General features: G+C 63.0%; 17 protein-coding genes and 1 pseudogene. 11 read left to right on the top strand and 7 right to left on the bottom strand.

All coding sequences use genetic code 11. The features are described 5' to 3' along the window. Positions 1 to 67 precede the first annotated feature (67 nt). Complete coding sequence (gene ku, locus NKH70_RS02320) at positions 68 to 919, top strand: non-homologous end joining protein Ku (protein WP_352716044.1); 852 nt, start codon at positions 68 to 70, stop codon at positions 917 to 919. A 9-nt stretch (positions 920 to 928) separates the two neighbouring features. Next, positions 929 to 3,426 (top strand): annotated as a pseudogene (gene ligD, locus NKH70_RS02315) (DNA ligase D). A gap of 225 nt (positions 3,427 to 3,651) precedes the next feature. Here ligD and NKH70_RS02310 read toward each other — a convergent pair. After that, on the bottom strand, positions 3,652 to 4,326 hold the full coding sequence (locus tag NKH70_RS02310) for an ArsR/SmtB family transcription factor (RefSeq protein ID WP_353024793.1): 675 nt from the start codon (positions 4,324 to 4,326) through the stop codon (positions 3,652 to 3,654). Between the two features lie 68 nt (positions 4,327 to 4,394). On the opposite strand from NKH70_RS02310, the gene NKH70_RS02305 reads away from it, so the two are divergent. The 3 genes from NKH70_RS02305 to NKH70_RS02295 all read left to right on the top strand — a co-directional run bounded on the left by NKH70_RS02305 (position 4,395) and on the right by NKH70_RS02295 (position 5,369). After that, entirely contained in the window at positions 4,395 to 4,610 is a 216-nt protein-coding gene (locus tag NKH70_RS02305; RefSeq protein ID WP_352977008.1) for a DUF1127 domain-containing protein, read from the top strand. 97 nt (positions 4,611 to 4,707) lie between these two features. Then, positions 4,708 to 5,040 (top strand): NIPSNAP family protein, encoded by a 333-nt coding sequence (locus tag NKH70_RS02300; protein WP_023679000.1) that lies wholly within the window; start codon positions 4,708 to 4,710, stop codon positions 5,038 to 5,040. After that, complete coding sequence (locus NKH70_RS02295; protein WP_353024792.1) at positions 5,037 to 5,369, top strand: antibiotic biosynthesis monooxygenase family protein; 333 nt, start codon at positions 5,037 to 5,039, stop codon at positions 5,367 to 5,369. The genes NKH70_RS02300 and NKH70_RS02295 overlap by 4 nt, the downstream gene beginning before the upstream one ends. 17 nt (positions 5,370 to 5,386) lie before the next feature. Here NKH70_RS02295 and mbfA read toward each other — a convergent pair whose 3' ends face one another. Beyond that, positions 5,387 to 6,370: an iron exporter MbfA gene (mbfA, locus tag NKH70_RS02290; protein ID WP_352468633.1), complete on the bottom strand. Its 984-nt coding sequence runs from the start codon at positions 6,368 to 6,370 to the stop codon at positions 5,387 to 5,389. 181 nt (positions 6,371 to 6,551) lie between these two features. Here mbfA and NKH70_RS02285 point away from each other — a divergent pair, with 181 nt between their 5' ends. The 3 genes from NKH70_RS02285 (at position 6,552) to NKH70_RS02275 (ending at position 8,782) form a co-directional block, all read left to right on the top strand. Then, a complete protein-coding gene (locus tag NKH70_RS02285; protein ID WP_023718860.1) occupies positions 6,552 to 6,869 on the top strand; it encodes a hypothetical protein in 318 nt (105 codons plus the stop codon). Between the two features lie 204 nt (positions 6,870 to 7,073). Then, positions 7,074 to 8,051 carry a threonine/serine dehydratase family protein gene (locus tag NKH70_RS02280; protein ID WP_352977007.1) on the top strand — a complete coding sequence of 326 codons (978 nt, stop codon included), beginning with the start codon at positions 7,074 to 7,076 and terminating at the stop codon, positions 8,049 to 8,051. 92 nt (positions 8,052 to 8,143) lie between these two features. Then, entirely contained in the window at positions 8,144 to 8,782 is a 639-nt protein-coding gene (locus tag NKH70_RS02275) for a glutathione S-transferase family protein (RefSeq protein ID WP_352977006.1), read from the top strand. Positions 8,783 to 8,814: 32 nt separating this feature from the next. Here NKH70_RS02275 and NKH70_RS02270 read toward each other — a convergent pair whose 3' ends face one another. Genes NKH70_RS02270 through NKH70_RS02255 form a run of 4 tightly spaced genes read right to left on the bottom strand, consistent with a single transcriptional unit; the run spans position 8,815 to position 12,543 of the window. Further along, complete coding sequence (locus NKH70_RS02270) at positions 8,815 to 9,951, bottom strand: ABC transporter permease (RefSeq protein ID WP_292656995.1); 1,137 nt, start codon at positions 9,949 to 9,951, stop codon at positions 8,815 to 8,817. An 8-nt stretch (positions 9,952 to 9,959) separates the two neighbouring features. After that, a complete protein-coding gene (locus tag NKH70_RS02265) occupies positions 9,960 to 10,880 on the bottom strand; it encodes an ABC transporter ATP-binding protein (RefSeq protein ID WP_352912169.1) in 921 nt (306 codons plus the stop codon). Beyond that, positions 10,877 to 11,830, bottom strand: a complete 954-nt coding sequence (locus NKH70_RS02260; RefSeq protein WP_292656945.1) for an HlyD family secretion protein — start codon at positions 11,828 to 11,830, stop codon at positions 10,877 to 10,879. The genes NKH70_RS02265 and NKH70_RS02260 overlap by 4 nt, the downstream gene beginning before the upstream one ends. Continuing rightward, positions 11,827 to 12,543: a CerR family C-terminal domain-containing protein gene (locus NKH70_RS02255; RefSeq protein WP_352716070.1), complete on the bottom strand. Its 717-nt coding sequence runs from the start codon at positions 12,541 to 12,543 to the stop codon at positions 11,827 to 11,829. Before NKH70_RS02255 ends, NKH70_RS02260 begins: the two co-directional genes overlap by 4 nt. 88 nt (positions 12,544 to 12,631) lie before the next feature. Here NKH70_RS02255 and NKH70_RS02250 point away from each other — a divergent pair, with 88 nt between their 5' ends. The 3 genes from NKH70_RS02250 to NKH70_RS02240 are packed head-to-tail and all read left to right on the top strand — an operon-like array spanning position 12,632 to position 14,891. After that, positions 12,632 to 13,105: a CYTH domain-containing protein gene (locus tag NKH70_RS02250; protein WP_352716072.1), complete on the top strand. Its 474-nt coding sequence runs from the start codon at positions 12,632 to 12,634 to the stop codon at positions 13,103 to 13,105. Further along, positions 13,102 to 14,049 (top strand): CHAD domain-containing protein, encoded by a 948-nt coding sequence (locus NKH70_RS02245; protein ID WP_352912166.1) that lies wholly within the window; start codon positions 13,102 to 13,104, stop codon positions 14,047 to 14,049. Before NKH70_RS02250 ends, NKH70_RS02245 begins: the two co-directional genes overlap by 4 nt. 41 nt (positions 14,050 to 14,090) lie before the next feature. After that, positions 14,091 to 14,891, top strand: a complete 801-nt coding sequence (locus NKH70_RS02240; RefSeq protein ID WP_352912164.1) for a C40 family peptidase — start codon at positions 14,091 to 14,093, stop codon at positions 14,889 to 14,891. Positions 14,892 to 15,023: 132 nt separating this feature from the next. Here the strand turns inward: NKH70_RS02240 and NKH70_RS02235 are convergent, their stop codons facing one another. Further along, entirely contained in the window at positions 15,024 to 15,827 is an 804-nt protein-coding gene (locus NKH70_RS02235; protein ID WP_352977005.1) for a helix-turn-helix domain-containing protein, read from the bottom strand. Position 15,828: the final 1 nt, after the last annotated feature.

The raw sequence follows: 15,828 nt of genomic DNA, 5'->3' as shown, positions 1-15,828 counted from the left end.
TGCGCCGCCGGAACCGGAACGGGCTTTGCCCGTTCTCGGTTGAACATTGTCGCGCAGGGAGTTTGTCATGGCGCCGCGCCCCGCCTGGAGAGGGTATCTCAAGCTTTCGCTGGTCACTTGCGCCGTCGAACTGACCAATGTCGTCACCCAGGCCGAGAAAGTCTCGTTCCGCGTGCTCAACCGCAAGACCGGCAATACCGTCAAGCGCGTCTATGTCGATTCGGCAAGCGGCAAGCCGCTCGATGAAGGCGACGAGATCAAAGGCTACGAGATCGGCGACGGCGACTTCGTCCAAATCGAGGAGGAGGAGATCGAAGCCGTGCAGATCGAATCCTCGCATACGATGAGCCTCGATGGTTTCATCGAAAAATCCTCGATTCAGCAGATCTATCTCGATACCCCCTATTATTTGACGCCTGCGGACGAGGTCTCGGAAGAGGCCTTCGCAGTCATCCGCGAGGCCATGGCCGCCAAGAAGACGGCGGGGCTAGCCCGCATCGTGCTCTATCGCCGCGAACGTCCGGTGGTCATCGAGCCGTTGGGCAAGGGTCTGCTGCTGACGACCCTACGCTATGGCGATACGGTTCGCAGGCCCGAGATGGTGTTCGGCGACATCAAGCCGGTGAAGACCGACGCCGAGATGATCAGGCTGGCCGAACACATCGTCAATGAGAAACAGGCGAAGTTCGATCCTTCCGAATTCGAGGACAAATACGAAAACGCGCTGATCGAGCTGGTCCGCGCCAAGAAGGCCGGCAAGAAGGCACCGAAGACAAAGGCAGAACCACGGCCCTCCAACGTCGTCAATCTCTTCGATGCACTGAAGAAGAGCCTTTCGTCGGAAGCCGGTGCGCCGACAAAGACCGGACGCCCGGCAAAAGGCGCCAAGCCCAAAGCCGCTCGGCGCAAATCTGCTTAGGATCAGACCATGGCCAGCCTCGAGCAGTATCACGCCAAGCGCAATTTCAAGAAGACCGCCGAACCGGCCGGCAAGCTCTCGCGCGGCAAGAAAGCGAGCCGGGTGGCATTTTCGTCATCCACAAGCATGCCGCCACCCGGCTCCACTACGACCTGCGCCTTGAGCATGGCGGTGTGCTGTGGAGCTGGGCGGTGACGCGAGGCCCGAGCCTCGACCCGCACGAAAAGCGGCTCGCCGTCCACGTCGAGGACCACCCGATCGACTATGCGCCGTTTGAAGGCACTATCCCCAAGGGCCAATATGGCGGCGGCTCGGTCATCGTCTGGGACGAGGGAACTTGGGTCCCCGATGGCGACCCGGCAAAGGCAATGAAGAAAGGCCACATCAACTTCGAATTGCACGGCCACAAATTGCATGGCGCCTGGCATCTGGTGCGGCTGAAGCCGCGTCCGGGCGAAAAGCGTGACAACTGGTTGCTGATCAAATCCGACGATGCCGCCGCGCGTCCGGGCGAGGACATTTTGCAGGAGGCGCCGCAATCGGTGAAATCCGGCCTGACCATCGAGGAGGTCGGCGAAGGCAAGACCGCCGACGGCAAGAAGCCAAGGGTCTGGCAGTCCGACAGGCCGGCTACCGGCAAGAAGGCAGTCGCGGCAAGGCGGCTCGAATTCATCGAACCGGCGCTCGCAACGCTGGAGCGGGACGCTCCGCCCGGCAAGGACTGGCTGCATGAGGTGAAGTTCGACGGCTATCGCATGCAGGCGCAGCTTGCCGGCACCGAGGTGCGGCTTTTGACACGCACCGGCCTCGACTGGACCGACAAATTCGGTGGCGCAATTGTCGCGGCACTTGGCGGCCTGAAATGCACCGATGCGATCATCGACGGCGAAATCGTCGTGCTGGCGGATAACGGTGTCTCGTCATTCTCGCTGCTGCAGCAAGATCTGTCGGCGGGCCGTACGGACCGTTTCATCTACTATGTCTTCGACCTGTTGCGTCTCAACGGTGAGGATATCCGTTCCGAGCCGCTGGTCGAGCGCAAGGAAAGGCTGCGCACCTTGCTCGCCGGACAGGCCGAGGATCAGGCCGTGCGCTTCAGCGACCACTTTGCCGAGCCCGGCAAGATCATGCTGGAGCACGCTTGCCGCCTGGGCCTCGAAGGCGTCGTCTCCAAGCGCGCCGATGCGCCCTACCGCAGCGGCCGTGTTCCCTCGTGGGTGAAGTCGAAATGCACGGCACGCCAGGAATTCGTCATCGGCGGCTACATGCCGTCGGACAAGACCGGGCGCGGCCTGCGCTCGCTGCTGGTCGGCTATCACGAGGGCGGCAAGCTGCGCTATGCCGGCCGCGTCGGCACCGGCTTCACGGCCAAAAGCACCAACGAACTGAAGAAGAGGCTTGATGCGCTGAAGACGACAACCTCGCCCTTCGACAGGGCGGTGCCAAGGGGCAAGGGGCTGGTCTGGGTCAAGCCCGAACTTGTCGGCGAAGTGGAGTTTCGCAGTTGGACGTCGGACCGTATAATACGCCACGCCTCGTTCCAGGGATTGCGCGAGGACAAGCCGGCGGAGGAAGTCGTGCAGGAGAAACCGAAAGCACGCTCAGCCGCGGCAGAGCCGAAGCCAAAGCCCGCCAAACCCGCAGGCGCGGCGAAAACCTCGGTTACACTGTCCCGCCCCGACAAGCTTCTGTGGCCCGAGGAGAACGTCTCGAAGCAGCATCTGGTCGATCACTACGCGCTGGTCTGGCCGCGCATGAAGCAATTCGTCATCAACCGGCCGCTCAGCCTCGTGCGGGCGCCGGACGGGGTCGGCGGCCAACGGTTCTTCCAAAAACATGCCTCGGCCGGCATGCACGACAAGATCGCCGTGATGAAGGATCCCACCGACGGCGAGGAGATATTGTTCATCCGCGATTTCGACGGTGTCGTGGCCCTGGTGCAGCTCGGCGTCGTCGAGATCCACATCTGGGGCTCGACCACGGACGAGCTGGAAAAACCCGACCAGATCATCTTCGATCTCGATCCCGACGAGGGTGTCGACGTGAAGGCGGTGCGTGCCGCGGCGCTCGATATCCGCAGCCGGCTCGACGAACTGTCCCTGCCTAATTTCGTCAAGACCTCGGGCGGCAAGGGCTATCATGTCCTCGTGCCGCTGAAGCCGTCGGCGGACTGGGACGAGGTCAAAGGCTTCGCCCATGAGTTCGCCCGAGCGCTCGAACAGGGCGCACCCGACCGCTACACGGCGACGCTGTCGAAGAAGGCGCGCACGGGCAAGATTTTCGTCGATTATCTACGCAATGGCCGCGGCGCCACCACGGTTGCGCCTTATTCGTCGCGCGCCAAGAAAGGCGCCACGGTTTCGATGCCGGTGACGTGGGCGGAAATCGAGGCTGGATTGCCGCCGAACGCCTTTCCGATCGGCGACAAGACGACGCTGAAGCGGCTCGGGCAAGCCGATCCCTGGGCTGATTTTTTCAGGCAGGCCAAGCCGCTCAAGCGCGGCTAATGCATGTCGCGCAAAAGTGTGCAGCGGTTTTGCGATAACGACATGCATCAAAACAAGAACCTAAAGCGCATCGCATGAGGCCGGTCGAACGCGACGCGCTTTAGAGCAATTCCAGGAAAAGTGTGAAACGGTTTTCCGTCCGGAATTGCGCCAAAACAAAAAAGCTAGAGCGGTTCGGCGTTTCCTTGAAACGACGAACGCGTTCTAGCGCATCGAAGGGCGCCGTCAGGCGAGAAACGTCTTCTCGAAGGCCTGCTTGCCTACCGGTGAAAAGATCACAGCACGGCTGTCCTTCTCGCGCCGCGCCCATTTCTCGGCGAGGATCTTGTCTAGAATGGCGGCGCCCAGCGTGCCGGCAAGGTGCGAACGCCGCACGCTCCAGTCGAGGCAGGCCCGGCACACCGGTCGCCGCGCTTTGGTATGGACGTCGATGCCGATCGCGGCGAAATGCGAGTCGGCCGACGGCCCAAGCTGAATCTCCTCGTCGTCGCGCAGGAGCACTTGTCGAGCGACAAGACGGTCCAGCATCGCCACCGCCTGCTCGCCGGCGAGGTGGTCGTAGCAGACCCGCGCCACGCGCATGGCTGCGTCGCGAGGGCCGGGTCGCACCCTCTGTGGCCCGACAGCAGCAGCGACGCCGGTGATCGCCTCGATCATTCCAGCCACCTGCGGGCCGGCGAGGCCGTAATAGCGGTGCCGTCCCTGGCTCGCCAGCGTCAGCAGCCCGCCTTCCATCAGCTTCGACAGATGCGAGCTCGCTGTCGGCAGCGACACGCCGGCTTCGAGTGCCAATTCGCTCGCCGTCAGTGCCGTGCCGCCCATCAGTGCGGACAGCATGTTTGCCCGCGCCGGATCGCCCACCAGGCTGGCAATGCGGGCTATGTCAGGTCCTTCGCGCATAGTTCGTTCCTCATCGAAGCATCCTCGTCAGATAAGCATTAATCTCGATGCAAATCAAGGAGACGACGATGCCTGCAAGGACCATTCTCAGCGCCGTGCCTGCTCGCCGGCCGTTCCCGTTCTTTGTCTTGCGCCGCTTGCGGCTGCGGCTCCTGAAGCGGTGGTACGACCGCTATTCGCAGCGTCTCGACCTCGCCGAGATCGACGATCATCTGCTGCGTGACCTTGGTCTGACACTCGAAGACGTCCACCGCGAATGCGCGAAATCGTTCTGGCAGGCATGATCAGCGAGGGATTTGCCTAGCATATCGATCTTCGGAACGTTTCGACCTGGCTCGAACTGTGACCGCAAGAAAACATCTACCGCCAAGGAGGCGAAAAATGACCATCACCTGCTTCATCCGCTACGAGATCGATCCGTTCGGCAAGGCTGCGTTCGAGGAATATGCCCGCAATTGGGGGCAGGCGATCCCGCGCTGCGGCGCCGATCTGATCGGCTATTTCGCGCCGCACGAAGGCTCGGCCACCACAGCTTATGCCGCCTACAACATCGACAGTCTTGCGGCCTACGAAGCCTACCGCGCCCGGCTCGCCGCCGATCCCGCCGGCAAGGCGAATTACGAGTTCGCCCGGCGGGAAAAATTCATCCTGAAGGAGGACCGCATCTTCCTCAAGCTAGCCTCTGGGCCGCATGCTCCTTTGGTGAAGCCATGATCGCCGTCATCTTCGAGGTTGAGCCGGCGGCGGGCATGCGCGATGCCTATCTCAGCATCGCCGCCGACCTGCGGCCGCTGCTCGACGGCATCGACGGTTTCCTGTCGATCGAGCGCTTCCAGAGCCTTGCCGATCCGAACCGCATCCTGTCGCTGTCCTTCTGGCGCGACGAGGACGCGGTGAAGGCCTGGCGCAACACGCAGGAACATCGGCAGGCGCAGAAGGCCGGGCGCGGCGGTATCTTTGCGGACTATCGTTTGCGCATCGCCCATGTCGTGCGCGATTACGGCCTGACCGAACGCGCCGAGGCGCCAGCAGATGCCGGGTAGTGATCGGATAGGGACTGCTATGCATTCCCGATCAGCACCCCTGCCGCAAACACCAGTGCGCCACCCAGCACCACCTGGAAGGCGGCGCGCCAGAACGGCGTCTGCATATAGCGGTTCTGCACGAAGGCGATCGCCCACAGCTCGAAGAAAACCACCACGGCGGCGACAATGGTCGCCGTCCAGAAAAGCGGGATGAGATAGGGCAGCGCATGGCCGAGCCCGCCCAGCGTCGTCATGACGCCGACGGTCAGCCCGCGTTTTGCCGGCGAGCCGCGGCCAGATAATTTGCCGTCGTCGGAAGCCACCTCGGTGAAACCCATCGAGATGCCAGCGCCAATCGAGGCGGCAAGCCCGACCAGAAAGGTCTGGAACGTATCATGCGTGGCAAAGGCGGCGGCAAAGATCGGCGCCAGCGTCGACACCGACCCATCCATCAGCCCGGCCAGCCCCGGTTGCACATAGGTCAGGATGAACTGGCGCTGCTCGGCTGCCGCCTCTTCGTCCTTGACCGCGCCCGGCACATGCTTTTGCTCCAGCCGCTGCGCCAGTGTCTCGTGGCCCTGTTCTGCGATCGCCAGGTCGTCGAGCAGCTTTCGCGTCGACGCATCGCCTGTGCGTTTGGCCGCCTCGATATAGAACAGGTAGGCCTGCCGCTCCATGGCCTCGGCTTGGCTGCGCACATGATCGACGCCGAGCGGCCTCACCAGCCAGTCCGGCTTGCGCTCGTAATAGCCCTTCACATGTTCGCGCCGGATCAGCGGTATGCGCTCGCCGAAACGCTTGCGGTAAAGCTCGATCAGCGAATCGCGATGGCCGTCCTCCTCCTCCGCCATCTCCTCGAACACCTTGGCCGATTGCGGAAAGCTCTCCGCCAGCCCGTCGGCATAGGCGCGATAGATGCGCCCGTCATCCTCCTCGGACGAGATGGCGAGCGCCAGGATCTCCTGTTCCGAGAGGGATTCAAAGGGACGGCGGCCGATGCCGAAAACGCGGGAAAGCATGAGAAATTCACCCTAGTTTAGAATAGTTCTAAACTATGACCTCGCACGTCGCCGGTCAATCGTGTGCGCTCCACTCATGCTCAAAAGGTACGGGCTTCAAAATCCCGAACAGGTTGCCGTTTGCTATCGGCAAACGTTCACTTATATAACCGAATCTCAACCAAGAGAAAGGAACCCGCAGATGCCGGAAAAACAGCAGCCGTTTGATCCCAAACCGGTTCTCGACCTGATCGCTAATATTGAGGCGGATCTGCAGCGCCTGAAAGGACTGGTCGAGCAGCAGGTCGAAAAATTCGATCCCGCCAATCCGCACAACAAGGCTCCGGACGGCAAGTTGACCGAGGAGGGCGTCGAGTGCTGCTACCGGCTGTTCGACGAGGGCAAGTCGCGCTATTCGGTCGCCCAGCAGATGAAGATCTCCTTCGCCGCCGCCACCCACCGCTTCAACACCTGGCGCAAGATGGGCGGCCCCAAACGGCAAAAGACGCTGTTGGGGTGAGGAGCGGCCGGCCAAGCCGGTCAATCGGCAACGATTTGTCGATTGAAGCGACGAATGCATGGCGGAGGGTCGAGGACGCGGCAGATGACAGGCACGCCCTACCCCCTGCCTCCAGGACGAATTGTAACGGTCACATTTTTTCATTGGTGCGCGGCCCTCCTTTCCGTGCACCATAGGCGGTCTCATCTCTTGCAGGACCCAGCCATGACCACCCCTCCCGGCATCGCCGATATTCACAGCGCAGCAGTGCGATTGTCCGGGCTGATCGTCGAAACGCCGCTGATCGAATCGCCGGAGTTGAACAAGCGCTTCGGCGCCAGGATCCTGTTCAAGCCGGAGACGTTGCAGCGCACCGGCTCGTTCAAGTTCCGCGGTGCTTACAACAAGCTCTCCTCGCTCTCGGCGGAAGAACGCGCCCGCGGCGTCGTCGCCTTCTCGTCGGGTAATCACGCGCAAGGCGTCGCCGCCGCCGCGGCAATGTTCGGCGTCAAGGCCGTCATCGCCATGCCCACCGATGCGCCGGCGATGAAGGTCGGCAATGTCAGGAAGATGGGCGCAGAAGTGATCACCTTCGACCGGGTCCGCGACGATCGCACTGCCGTCGTCCGTTTTTACGTGGAAAAGGGCATGGTCCTGGTGCCGCCCTACGACGATCCGGCCATCATCGCCGGCCAAGGCACGATCGGCCTCGAATTGATGCGCCAAGCAAGCGCGCTTGGCGTCAGCCTCGATGCGGTAGTGGTTCCCTGTGGCGGCGGCGGGTTGAGCAGCGGCATTTCGATCGCGGTCAAGGACGCCTCGCCGGGCACCGCCGTCTGGGCCGTGGAACCCGAGCATTTCGACGACACACGCCGCTCGCTGATCAAAGGCGCCAGGGTGTCGAACGCGCCCGGCCACACCTCGATCTGCGATGCCCTTCTCGTCGCCGAGCCTGGCGCGATCACTTTCGAGATCAACCGCAAGAATCTCGCCGGCGCCATCGCCGTTTCCGACAAGGCGGTGGCACAGGCGATGCGCGATGCGATGGCTTGCCTGAAGCTGGTGGTCGAACCTGGCGGTTGCGTCGGCTTGGCCGCGCTGTCGTCAGGCGAGATCGACCTTGCCGGGAAATCCATTGCCGTGGTGCTCTCCGGCGGCAATGTCGATCTTAGCACCTATGCCGAGATCATTGCTGCGAGCTAAGATAGCAACCAATTCCAGGTTATGTGCCGGTTCGAGGTGCTTGAGCGTCCGTTGCGCCCGGTCGAACCGGTACCCTCCAAAGACTGAGATCGATGAAACTGTTCTTCAGCCGCAATCCCAATCCTCGCCTCGCGGTCGCGGTGGCACGGTATCTCAAAGCCAAGGTAGAGTTCGAATTCGCCTCTCCCTTCGCTCCGGGGCAGGCCAAGCGCTTTCGGCCGCTCAATCCAAATCTTTCATTGCCCATCCTTGTAGGCCTGGGAAAAAGCCTCTGGGAGGCCGACGCCATAGCCTGCCGGCTTTCACGCGACACGCATTCGCATTTCTGGCGCGCTGGCGACGACGAGCCCGAGATGATCAGATGGCTGAGTTGGGGGAAAGAGAACTTCGCAAGAGCCTGCGATGTCGTGCATTTCGAGCGCGGGACCAAACAGCGCTATGGGCTCGGCCCGATCGATCAGGCGCGGGTTGAGGAGGGCCTGAGGGACTTCAGTACCGCCGCTGTAATACTTGATGCCGAGCTTTCCCAGCGAGAATGGCTGGTCGGAAATTCGGTCTCCTACGCCGACTTTCGAATGGCGACGTTTCTGCCCTTCAACGACGTCGCCCGATTGCCTCTCGATGATTATCCTTCTGTCGGCCGCTGGTATCGGCAGCTTGAAGAAATCGACGCCTGGCGCGATCCATTCGAAGGGCTCAATGCACCTGAATTGACACCGGTCCCGGGCTAGGCCAAGGCCGTGTGAATCTCGATCATTTGACCCTAATCCAGCGTCCGGCGGAATCGCACCAGCGCAATGCCGGCGAACAGCGCCACGAACACCACCAGCCAGCCGATTTCCGTTGCCACCGCCGGCAGCTCGGCGCCCTTCAGCATCACTGCGCGGATGATGCGCAGGAAATGCGTCAGCGGCAGCACCTCGCCGAAGACCTGCGCCCAGTCCGGCATGCCGCGATAGGGGAACATGAAGCCGGACAGCATGATCGACGGCAGGAAGAAGAAGAAGGTGAGCTGCAGGGCCTGCATTTGCGTGCGGGCGATCGTCGAGATCGTGTAGCCGAGCAGCACCAGCGCCAAGACGAAGATCAGGACCGCCGTCAATAGCAGCGACATCGACCCGGTGAAGGGGATGGCAAACAGAAGCTTCGAGGCCGCCAGCACCACCAGCACCTGCACGGCGCCGACCGCCAGATAGGGCAGCACCTTGCCCAGCATGATCTCGAGCGGGCTGGACGGCATCGCCAGAAGGTTCTCCATTGTGCCGCGCTCGGTCTCGCGCGTCAGCGCGATCGAGGTCATCATCACCATCGTCATTTGCAGGATGACGCCCAGCAGGCCGGGCACGATGTTGTATTGCGAGACGGCTTCCGGATTATAGCGCCGGTGCACCACCACCTGGAGCTGGCCCCGGGCAGCTTCGGCCGCCGTCTCCTGCATGCCGCGTGCCCTGAGCAGCGCCTGGTTGGCAACTGTGCCGAGCGTCGAGATGGCGCCGCTGGCGACGGCCGGGTCGGTCGCATCCGCCTCGATCAGGATCTGCGGACTATCGCCGCGCTCGACCCGTCGGGCAAAATCGGCGGGAATGGTGACGACGAAGGCGACGTCGCCGCGCGCCATCAGGAATTCGGCTTCGGCGGCACTTTGCGCGACATGGTCGAAGCGGTAATAGCCGGTGGTCTGCAGCGCCGAAACCATGGCCCGCGTGTAAGGATCGCTGCTCATCACCACCAGCGCTGCCGGCAGGCTCTTCGGGTCGTTGTTGATGGCATAGCCGAACAGCACCAGCTGCATCAGCGGCACCCCCAGCATCATGGCGAAGGTGATGCGGTCGCGCCGCATCTGGATGAACTCCTTGATCAGCAGCGCGCCGAGCCTGGCAAAGGAAAAGACGCTGTTTATCCCATTTTTCATCCCATGTTGTCCTTCGAACCGGACATGAACTGGATGAACACATCCTCCAGGCTGGTCTCGCCAGGCGATACCGTGACGCCCTTGTGCTCTTTCTCGACATCGGCGAGCGCTGCCTGAAGCGCCTTCCTGTCGGAGCCGACGACATGCAGCGTCGCGCCGAACGGCGCCACTTGATCGACGCCGGGGCGGCCACTGAGTGCGGTCGCGACCTGGTCGAGGCGCGGCCCTTGCAGGACGAAGGTGGTCAGGCCAGCGTTCCTCACCACGTCCTCGACCGTGCCGGTAGCCAGCATCTTGCCATAGGAGATGTAGCTGATGCGATGGCAGCGCTCGGCCTCGTCCATGTAATGGGTGGAGACCAGCACGGTCAGCCCGCCGCTCGCCAGCCGGTGGATCTCGTCCCAGAATTCGCGCCTGGCCTTCGGATCGACGCCAGCCGTCGGTTCGTCGAGCAGCAGCAGTTTCGGCTTGTGCATGATGCAGGCGGCCAGCGCCAGCCGCTGCTTCCAGCCGCCGGACAAGGTGCCGGCCAGCTGGTTCCTGCGCGATGTCAGGCCGAGCTCCTCAAGCGTCTTAGCCACATGCTCGTCGAGCGGCTTCAGCCGGTAGAGCCGCGCCACGAATTCGAGATTCTCGCCGATCGTCAGGTCTTCGTAGAACGAGAATCTCTGCGTCATGTAGCCGACTTCGCGCTTGATCCGCAGGCTGTCGGTGCGGATGTCGAAGCCCAGGACCGTGCCTTCACCCTCATCCGGCGTCAGCAAGCCGCACATGATGCGGATGGTCGTCGTCTTGCCTGAGCCGTTCGGCCCGAGGAAGCCGACGATCTCGCCCTCGGCCACCGTCATCGTCACATGGTCGACAACGGTCTTGTCGCCGAAGCGTTTGACCAGGCCGTGCACGTCGATGACGTTCATTTTCCGATGTCCGCCAGATCGACGTCGACGATCTGCCCGGGCTGCAATGCGCTGGCGTCGCCCTCCGGCCGCGCTTCGACCAGATAGACCAGCTTTTGCCGGGTCTCGAGCGAGTAGATCACCGGCGGCGTGAATTCCGGATCCGGCGACACATAGCTGACGCGAGCCTTCACGCCCGATCCGCAACCGTCGCAATGGACGTTGAGTAGCGTGCCGACCTCGACCGACGAGAACGCGCTTTCCGGCACATAGACGCTAAGCTTCACCGCGCCGTCCGGCAGCATGGAGATGACCGGCGCGGTCGGACCGGCCGTGTCGCCTGGATAGCGGATGACATCGTTGACCCGGCCGGGCGAGGGCGCCGTCAGCACACGCTTCGACAGCCGCCATTGCGCTTGCTCCAGGGCCGATTGCGCCTGCCTGACCTGATTGTCGGCGGCCTTGATCGTCTCCGGCCGTGCCGGCAGGCCGCCGACGGCGAGATTGGCCTCCGCCTGACCGACCTGTGCGTTGGCCGTCTCCAGCGTCGCGGAAGCCGTATCATAGTCGGCCTGTGTGCCGGTGCCGCGTTTGAACAGATCGCTGGCGCGGATGTATCGGCGTTTGGCATCGGCGGCTTGCGCCTTGGCCATGTCGACCTGCGCCTTGAGCACCGCGATCTCTTCCGGCCGTTTGCCGACCTGCAGGTCGGCAAGTTGCGCCTGGGCCTGCGCAAGGGCCGCCTCGGCTTGTGCGATGGCGATCTTGGCGTCGGCGTTTTCCAGCGTCACCACCGGCGTGCCGGGCGCGACGCGGTCGCCGCGCTTGACCGCAATCGTCTCGACCTGCGCCACCTCGATCGGCGCCAGCAGCACATAATCGCCCTCGACGTAGCCGACGGCGAGCGGTGCTGCCGGCGCGCAGGCGCTGAAAAGCTGGGCGGCAAGCGGCAAAGAACAGAGCAGGCTCATGATCCACGATCCTTCCGTACAACCAAATCGCGCCGAGCTAAAATCGCGCTGAGATTGTCGGTTACTGTCGCCGCGATCTTGCCGGCCTCGTCATCGCCGATCTCGCGCCAGCCCATCCGGCGCATAACCGCCTCGCGACCGATGCGGAAGTAGACGACCTGGCCGATCAGCGTGAATACGGTGAGTTTTGTGCGCTCGCTCTCGGCCGGCTCGCCCGTCGCCTGTTCCCAGATCAGGCAGAGCCGGTGATGCGCCGGTTCGAACACGCCATCATAGATACGGTCGAGCGCGGCGGTTGGATGCGACAGCTCACGCAGGACGAACTGCACAATCTCGCCGGCTTCCGGCCTTGCCGCGATGAAGGCGACCATCCGCTCCAGCGCGACGGCTAAATGTGCCCGCGCGGCCTCGGTATCCGCCAATGCCGCGGGCGGCGCCTGCAGATTGCCGATCGCCTGGCCGGCAACGGTCTGGATGGTGTCGACGATGTAGTCGGCCGCCGCGTTGCGGAGCCCTTCCTTGCCGCCGAAATGATAGGCGATCGAGCCGATATTGGCCTTGGCCTCAGCCGCGATCTGGCGCGTCGACGTGCCGTCGAAACCCTGGCGTCCGAACAGCTTCAGCGCCGCGCGCACGAGTGCCGTCCGCGTCATATCTGCGGCGGTCTTGGGCGCCTCATGAGGAAGGCCGCTGGCGTTGGGCGATTTGATCATGGCCGGCAATTTAATCAATCGAATGATTAAAGTCAAGTGCGGTCAAGCGGCTTGCCAACTCTGGCCGTGCGCGCTTTAGTGCCTGACCATGGGCAAGGAAATCGAGCGTAAATTCCTGGTCTCAGGTGAGGAATGGCGGGCAATCGTCGAGGCGGACATTCATATCCGTCAATTCTATCTTGTCGCCGAACCCAGCCGTACGGTGCGTGTGCGCATCAGCAATGATGCCGCCGCCAAGCTGACGCTCAAGTTCGGCAGCCAGGCACGCGAGCGCGATGAATTCGAATATCCGGTGCCTTTGGCGGAGGCGCAGGAGATGCAAGCCTTTGCCATCGGACGTGTCATCGAGAAGACACGCCACCATGTTAGACACCGCGGCTATCTCTACGAAGTCGATGTCTTCGGCGGGACGCTTGCGGGGTTGGTGATCGCCGAGCTCGAGACGCCGGAGGATGTACCGGACGAAATGCTGCCAGATTGGCTCGGCCGTGAAGTCACCGGCGAGCCGAGATATTACAACGCGTCGCTCGCCCTTGGGGGGATTCCGGAGATCGTCGCATGAGCTTTCGTATCGATCCGCGCACGTCGCTGACCGGCGAGGTCAGGCGCATCCTCGCCGATGAGATCGGCAAGGCGATCGACCATCTGAACGCGGCGCGTGACAGGCCCGAACAGGGGCTGCACAAATGCCGCAAACGGCTGAAGAACGTCCGCGCGTTGCTGCGCCTTGTCCGTTCCGGAGACGAAACATTCTGCGTGACCGAGAATCAGTGCTACCGCCAGGTGGCGGCCCTGCTTGCTGGTCCGCGCGAGGCGACCGCGCTGGTCGAAACAATTGACCGGCTGGCGGCAAGCTTTCCCGAGCAAATTGCCGGCGGTGGCCTCGATGCCGTGCGTGACAGGCTCGTCGCGCGCCAGCATGAACTGCATGGCGGAGCAGGCCTCGATGCCGCGATAGGCGCGGCGATCGCCGCATGCGAGGAAGGTGTCGCAAGGATCGACAAGCTCGCTCTGCCCGACCAGCCGGAGCAGGCTGCCGACGTGCTCGCCGAAGGCGCGCGCACCACTTTGCGCCGCGCCAGGAAAGCGCTGGACAAGGCGGCTTCGCGCGGCGAAGCCGATGACTTTCACGATCTGCGCAAGGCGGCCAAGACGCATGGCATGCACCTGTCGCTGCTCGGCCGGCTGTGGCCGACGCCGATCAAAGCCCGGCGCAAGGCCGTCGACGAATTGGGCGAGCGGCTCGGCGAACTGCACGATGTGTTCGTCATGCGCGCGCTTCTCGATGCCGAGGACCAGCCGCTTGGCCCCCCTGAGGAGACGCGGTTGCTTGCCAAGCTGCTGAAGCGCTCGGAAAAGAGCCTGAAAAAGACCTGCCTCGCCGAGGCGGCCGGGCTTTTCGGCGACAGTCCGAAGCGCTCGACGAGGAAGCTTGCCCGCAAGGTGCGCGACGATCTCACAGCGGTACCGCAGCACGAAGACGCCGGCGCGCCTGGCGTGGGCTGATCATGGTCTAATTTGCCGCCCTGTGGTAATCGCCGTCTGGCATGACCGAGCCCGGCGACACGCTTCTGGACCGACTTGGCCGCTGGCTTGCCGGCCGGCTGCAGGAGGAATCGTCCGGCTACGAGCCTTACACGCCGTCGGACGCCGAAACGCTGCGCCGCACGCTCGAGCCCGGCGACATCCTGCTCATCGAAGGCAACCAGAAGATCTCGGCGGCGATCAAATACCTCACCCAGTCGACCTGGTCGCATGCCGCCTTCTATGTCGGCGATGCATTACCTGAGCCGGAGGACGGATCGGAACGGCGGCGCCTGATCGAGGTCACGCTCGGCGATGGCTGCATCGCCGTGCCGTTGTCGCGCTACCGCAGCTACAACACTCGCATCTGCCGGGCGAGCGGCCTGGCTCCCGAAGATCGCGAAGCGGTCGTCGCCTTCATGATCGGCAGGCTCGGTCTCAGATACGATCTCAAGAACATATTCGACATGCTGCGCTACTTCTTGCCGACGCCGCCGGTACCGGTACGTTGGCGCCGCCGCATGCTGGCTTTCGGTTCCGGCGACCCGACGCGCGCCATCTGCTCGTCGCTGATCGCGGAGGCTTACGGCCAGATCCGCTACCCGATCCTACCCGAGATTACCCGGGCGCCCGGCCGTGCTTCGGCCCAATCGAGCTATTCGCGCAAGGAAATCCTGCACATCCGCCACCACTCGCTCTACACGCCGCGCGACTTCGACCTGTCGCCCTATTTCCGCATCGTCAAGCCGACGCTGGAATACGGCTTCGACTACCGGCAGATGGTCTGGGATGACAAGGTGGCGGCGAACAAGACCGCCGAATAGCCGCTCGATCTTGTGTTTGGGCAAGGGACGCTCTGAGAACCGGTTTCCGGCCGATACTCAGGGGTAAGAAGCTCAGTCAGACTGGCTGCCGCCAAGAGTCCGAACTCGGTCGTTCAGTGATTGTGTTTTGACCTAGGCCGGCAGACGCCGTCCGTTTGCGGCGGCCGCAACTCGATCGTCCGTCTGCGCGCCTGCGTCGCGCGGATGTGGCCCGATTGGCATGATCACCGGGAACGGCGTTGCGCCGAACGCAAACGTCCATTTGTAGCCGACCAGTCCGTCTTCGGGCGTCGTGTGCTGGTCGTGATGAGCAAGCAATTTGGCGCGCTCCGCCAATTCCTCCGCCTCGCGCCTGACCATTTCCGCCGTTTCCGGCCGCATTCGCCTGGAGAAGCTGACGAATGTCGCCTCGCGCTCAAAATGGGTGATGGCCCAGCCGACGAAATTCTTGTTGGTCATCTCGAACAGCGGCCGCAATGGCCCGTCGAAATTCCACTGGATCGGCGCCTCGACCAGCAGCCTTGCCGACAGGCCGCGACCGAGCGCGATCAGGCCGAGTTCCTCGAGGTCGCGCAGATAGAGGAACATCGAAGCCTCGCTCAGTCCTTGTGAGCGCATGATGCCTTCGGGCGTAAATTTCTCGGAAAGCATGACGAAGACGAACAGCAGTGCCGGCCGCCCGGCGAGCTTGCGCTCGATCTCCGGCGCGATCTGGTTGGCGGGTCCTGGTCCTCTGTTCATAGAGCCGAGCACGTTCTCCAACTCCACGCCGGCGGCAGTGCAGATCTCCATCAGCCGGTCGAGCTTGCAGTTGCGCTCATGAAAGATGCGTTTCACCGTCGGCTCGGAAACACCCATGCGCTCGGCAAGGACGCGGTAGGTGATGCCCTTTGCCTTAAGCGTCCGCTTCAGCGCTTCGAAGATCAGGCCGTTCATG

The organism is Mesorhizobium sp. M0991 (assembly GCF_040318915.1).
Taxonomy (GTDB): Bacteria; Pseudomonadota; Alphaproteobacteria; order Rhizobiales; family Rhizobiaceae; genus Mesorhizobium.
Note: the sequence above shows the minus strand (reverse complement) of the source record. Positions and strands in the feature narration are given on the sequence as shown.

Coding starts and splice junctions, on each gene's coding strand:
- NKH70_RS02275 (WP_352977006.1), top strand. CDS start 8,144: ATGAAACTGTTCTTCAGCCGCAATCCCAATCCTCGCCTCGCGGTCGCG.
- NKH70_RS02295 (WP_353024792.1), top strand. CDS start 5,037: ATGATCGCCGTCATCTTCGAGGTTGAGCCGGCGGCGGGCATGCGCGAT.
- NKH70_RS02310 (WP_353024793.1), bottom strand. CDS start 4,326: ATGCGCGAAGGACCTGACATAGCCCGCATTGCCAGCCTGGTGGGCGAT.
- NKH70_RS02245 (WP_352912166.1), top strand. CDS start 13,102: ATGAGCTTTCGTATCGATCCGCGCACGTCGCTGACCGGCGAGGTCAGG.
- NKH70_RS02260 (WP_292656945.1), bottom strand. CDS start 11,830: ATGAGCCTGCTCTGTTCTTTGCCGCTTGCCGCCCAGCTTTTCAGCGCC.
- NKH70_RS02255 (WP_352716070.1), bottom strand. CDS start 12,543: ATGATCAAATCGCCCAACGCCAGCGGCCTTCCTCATGAGGCGCCCAAG.
- ku (WP_352716044.1), top strand. CDS start 68: ATGGCGCCGCGCCCCGCCTGGAGAGGGTATCTCAAGCTTTCGCTGGTC.
- mbfA (WP_352468633.1), bottom strand. CDS start 6,370: ATGCTTTCCCGCGTTTTCGGCATCGGCCGCCGTCCCTTTGAATCCCTC.
- NKH70_RS02235 (WP_352977005.1), bottom strand. CDS start 15,827: ATGAACGGCCTGATCTTCGAAGCGCTGAAGCGGACGCTTAAGGCAAAG.
- NKH70_RS02240 (WP_352912164.1), top strand. CDS start 14,091: ATGACCGAGCCCGGCGACACGCTTCTGGACCGACTTGGCCGCTGGCTT.
- NKH70_RS02300 (WP_023679000.1), top strand. CDS start 4,708: ATGACCATCACCTGCTTCATCCGCTACGAGATCGATCCGTTCGGCAAG.
- NKH70_RS02265 (WP_352912169.1), bottom strand. CDS start 10,880: ATGAACGTCATCGACGTGCACGGCCTGGTCAAACGCTTCGGCGACAAG.
- NKH70_RS02280 (WP_352977007.1), top strand. CDS start 7,074: ATGACCACCCCTCCCGGCATCGCCGATATTCACAGCGCAGCAGTGCGA.
- NKH70_RS02285 (WP_023718860.1), top strand. CDS start 6,552: ATGCCGGAAAAACAGCAGCCGTTTGATCCCAAACCGGTTCTCGACCTG.
- NKH70_RS02305 (WP_352977008.1), top strand. CDS start 4,395: ATGCCTGCAAGGACCATTCTCAGCGCCGTGCCTGCTCGCCGGCCGTTC.
- NKH70_RS02250 (WP_352716072.1), top strand. CDS start 12,632: ATGGGCAAGGAAATCGAGCGTAAATTCCTGGTCTCAGGTGAGGAATGG.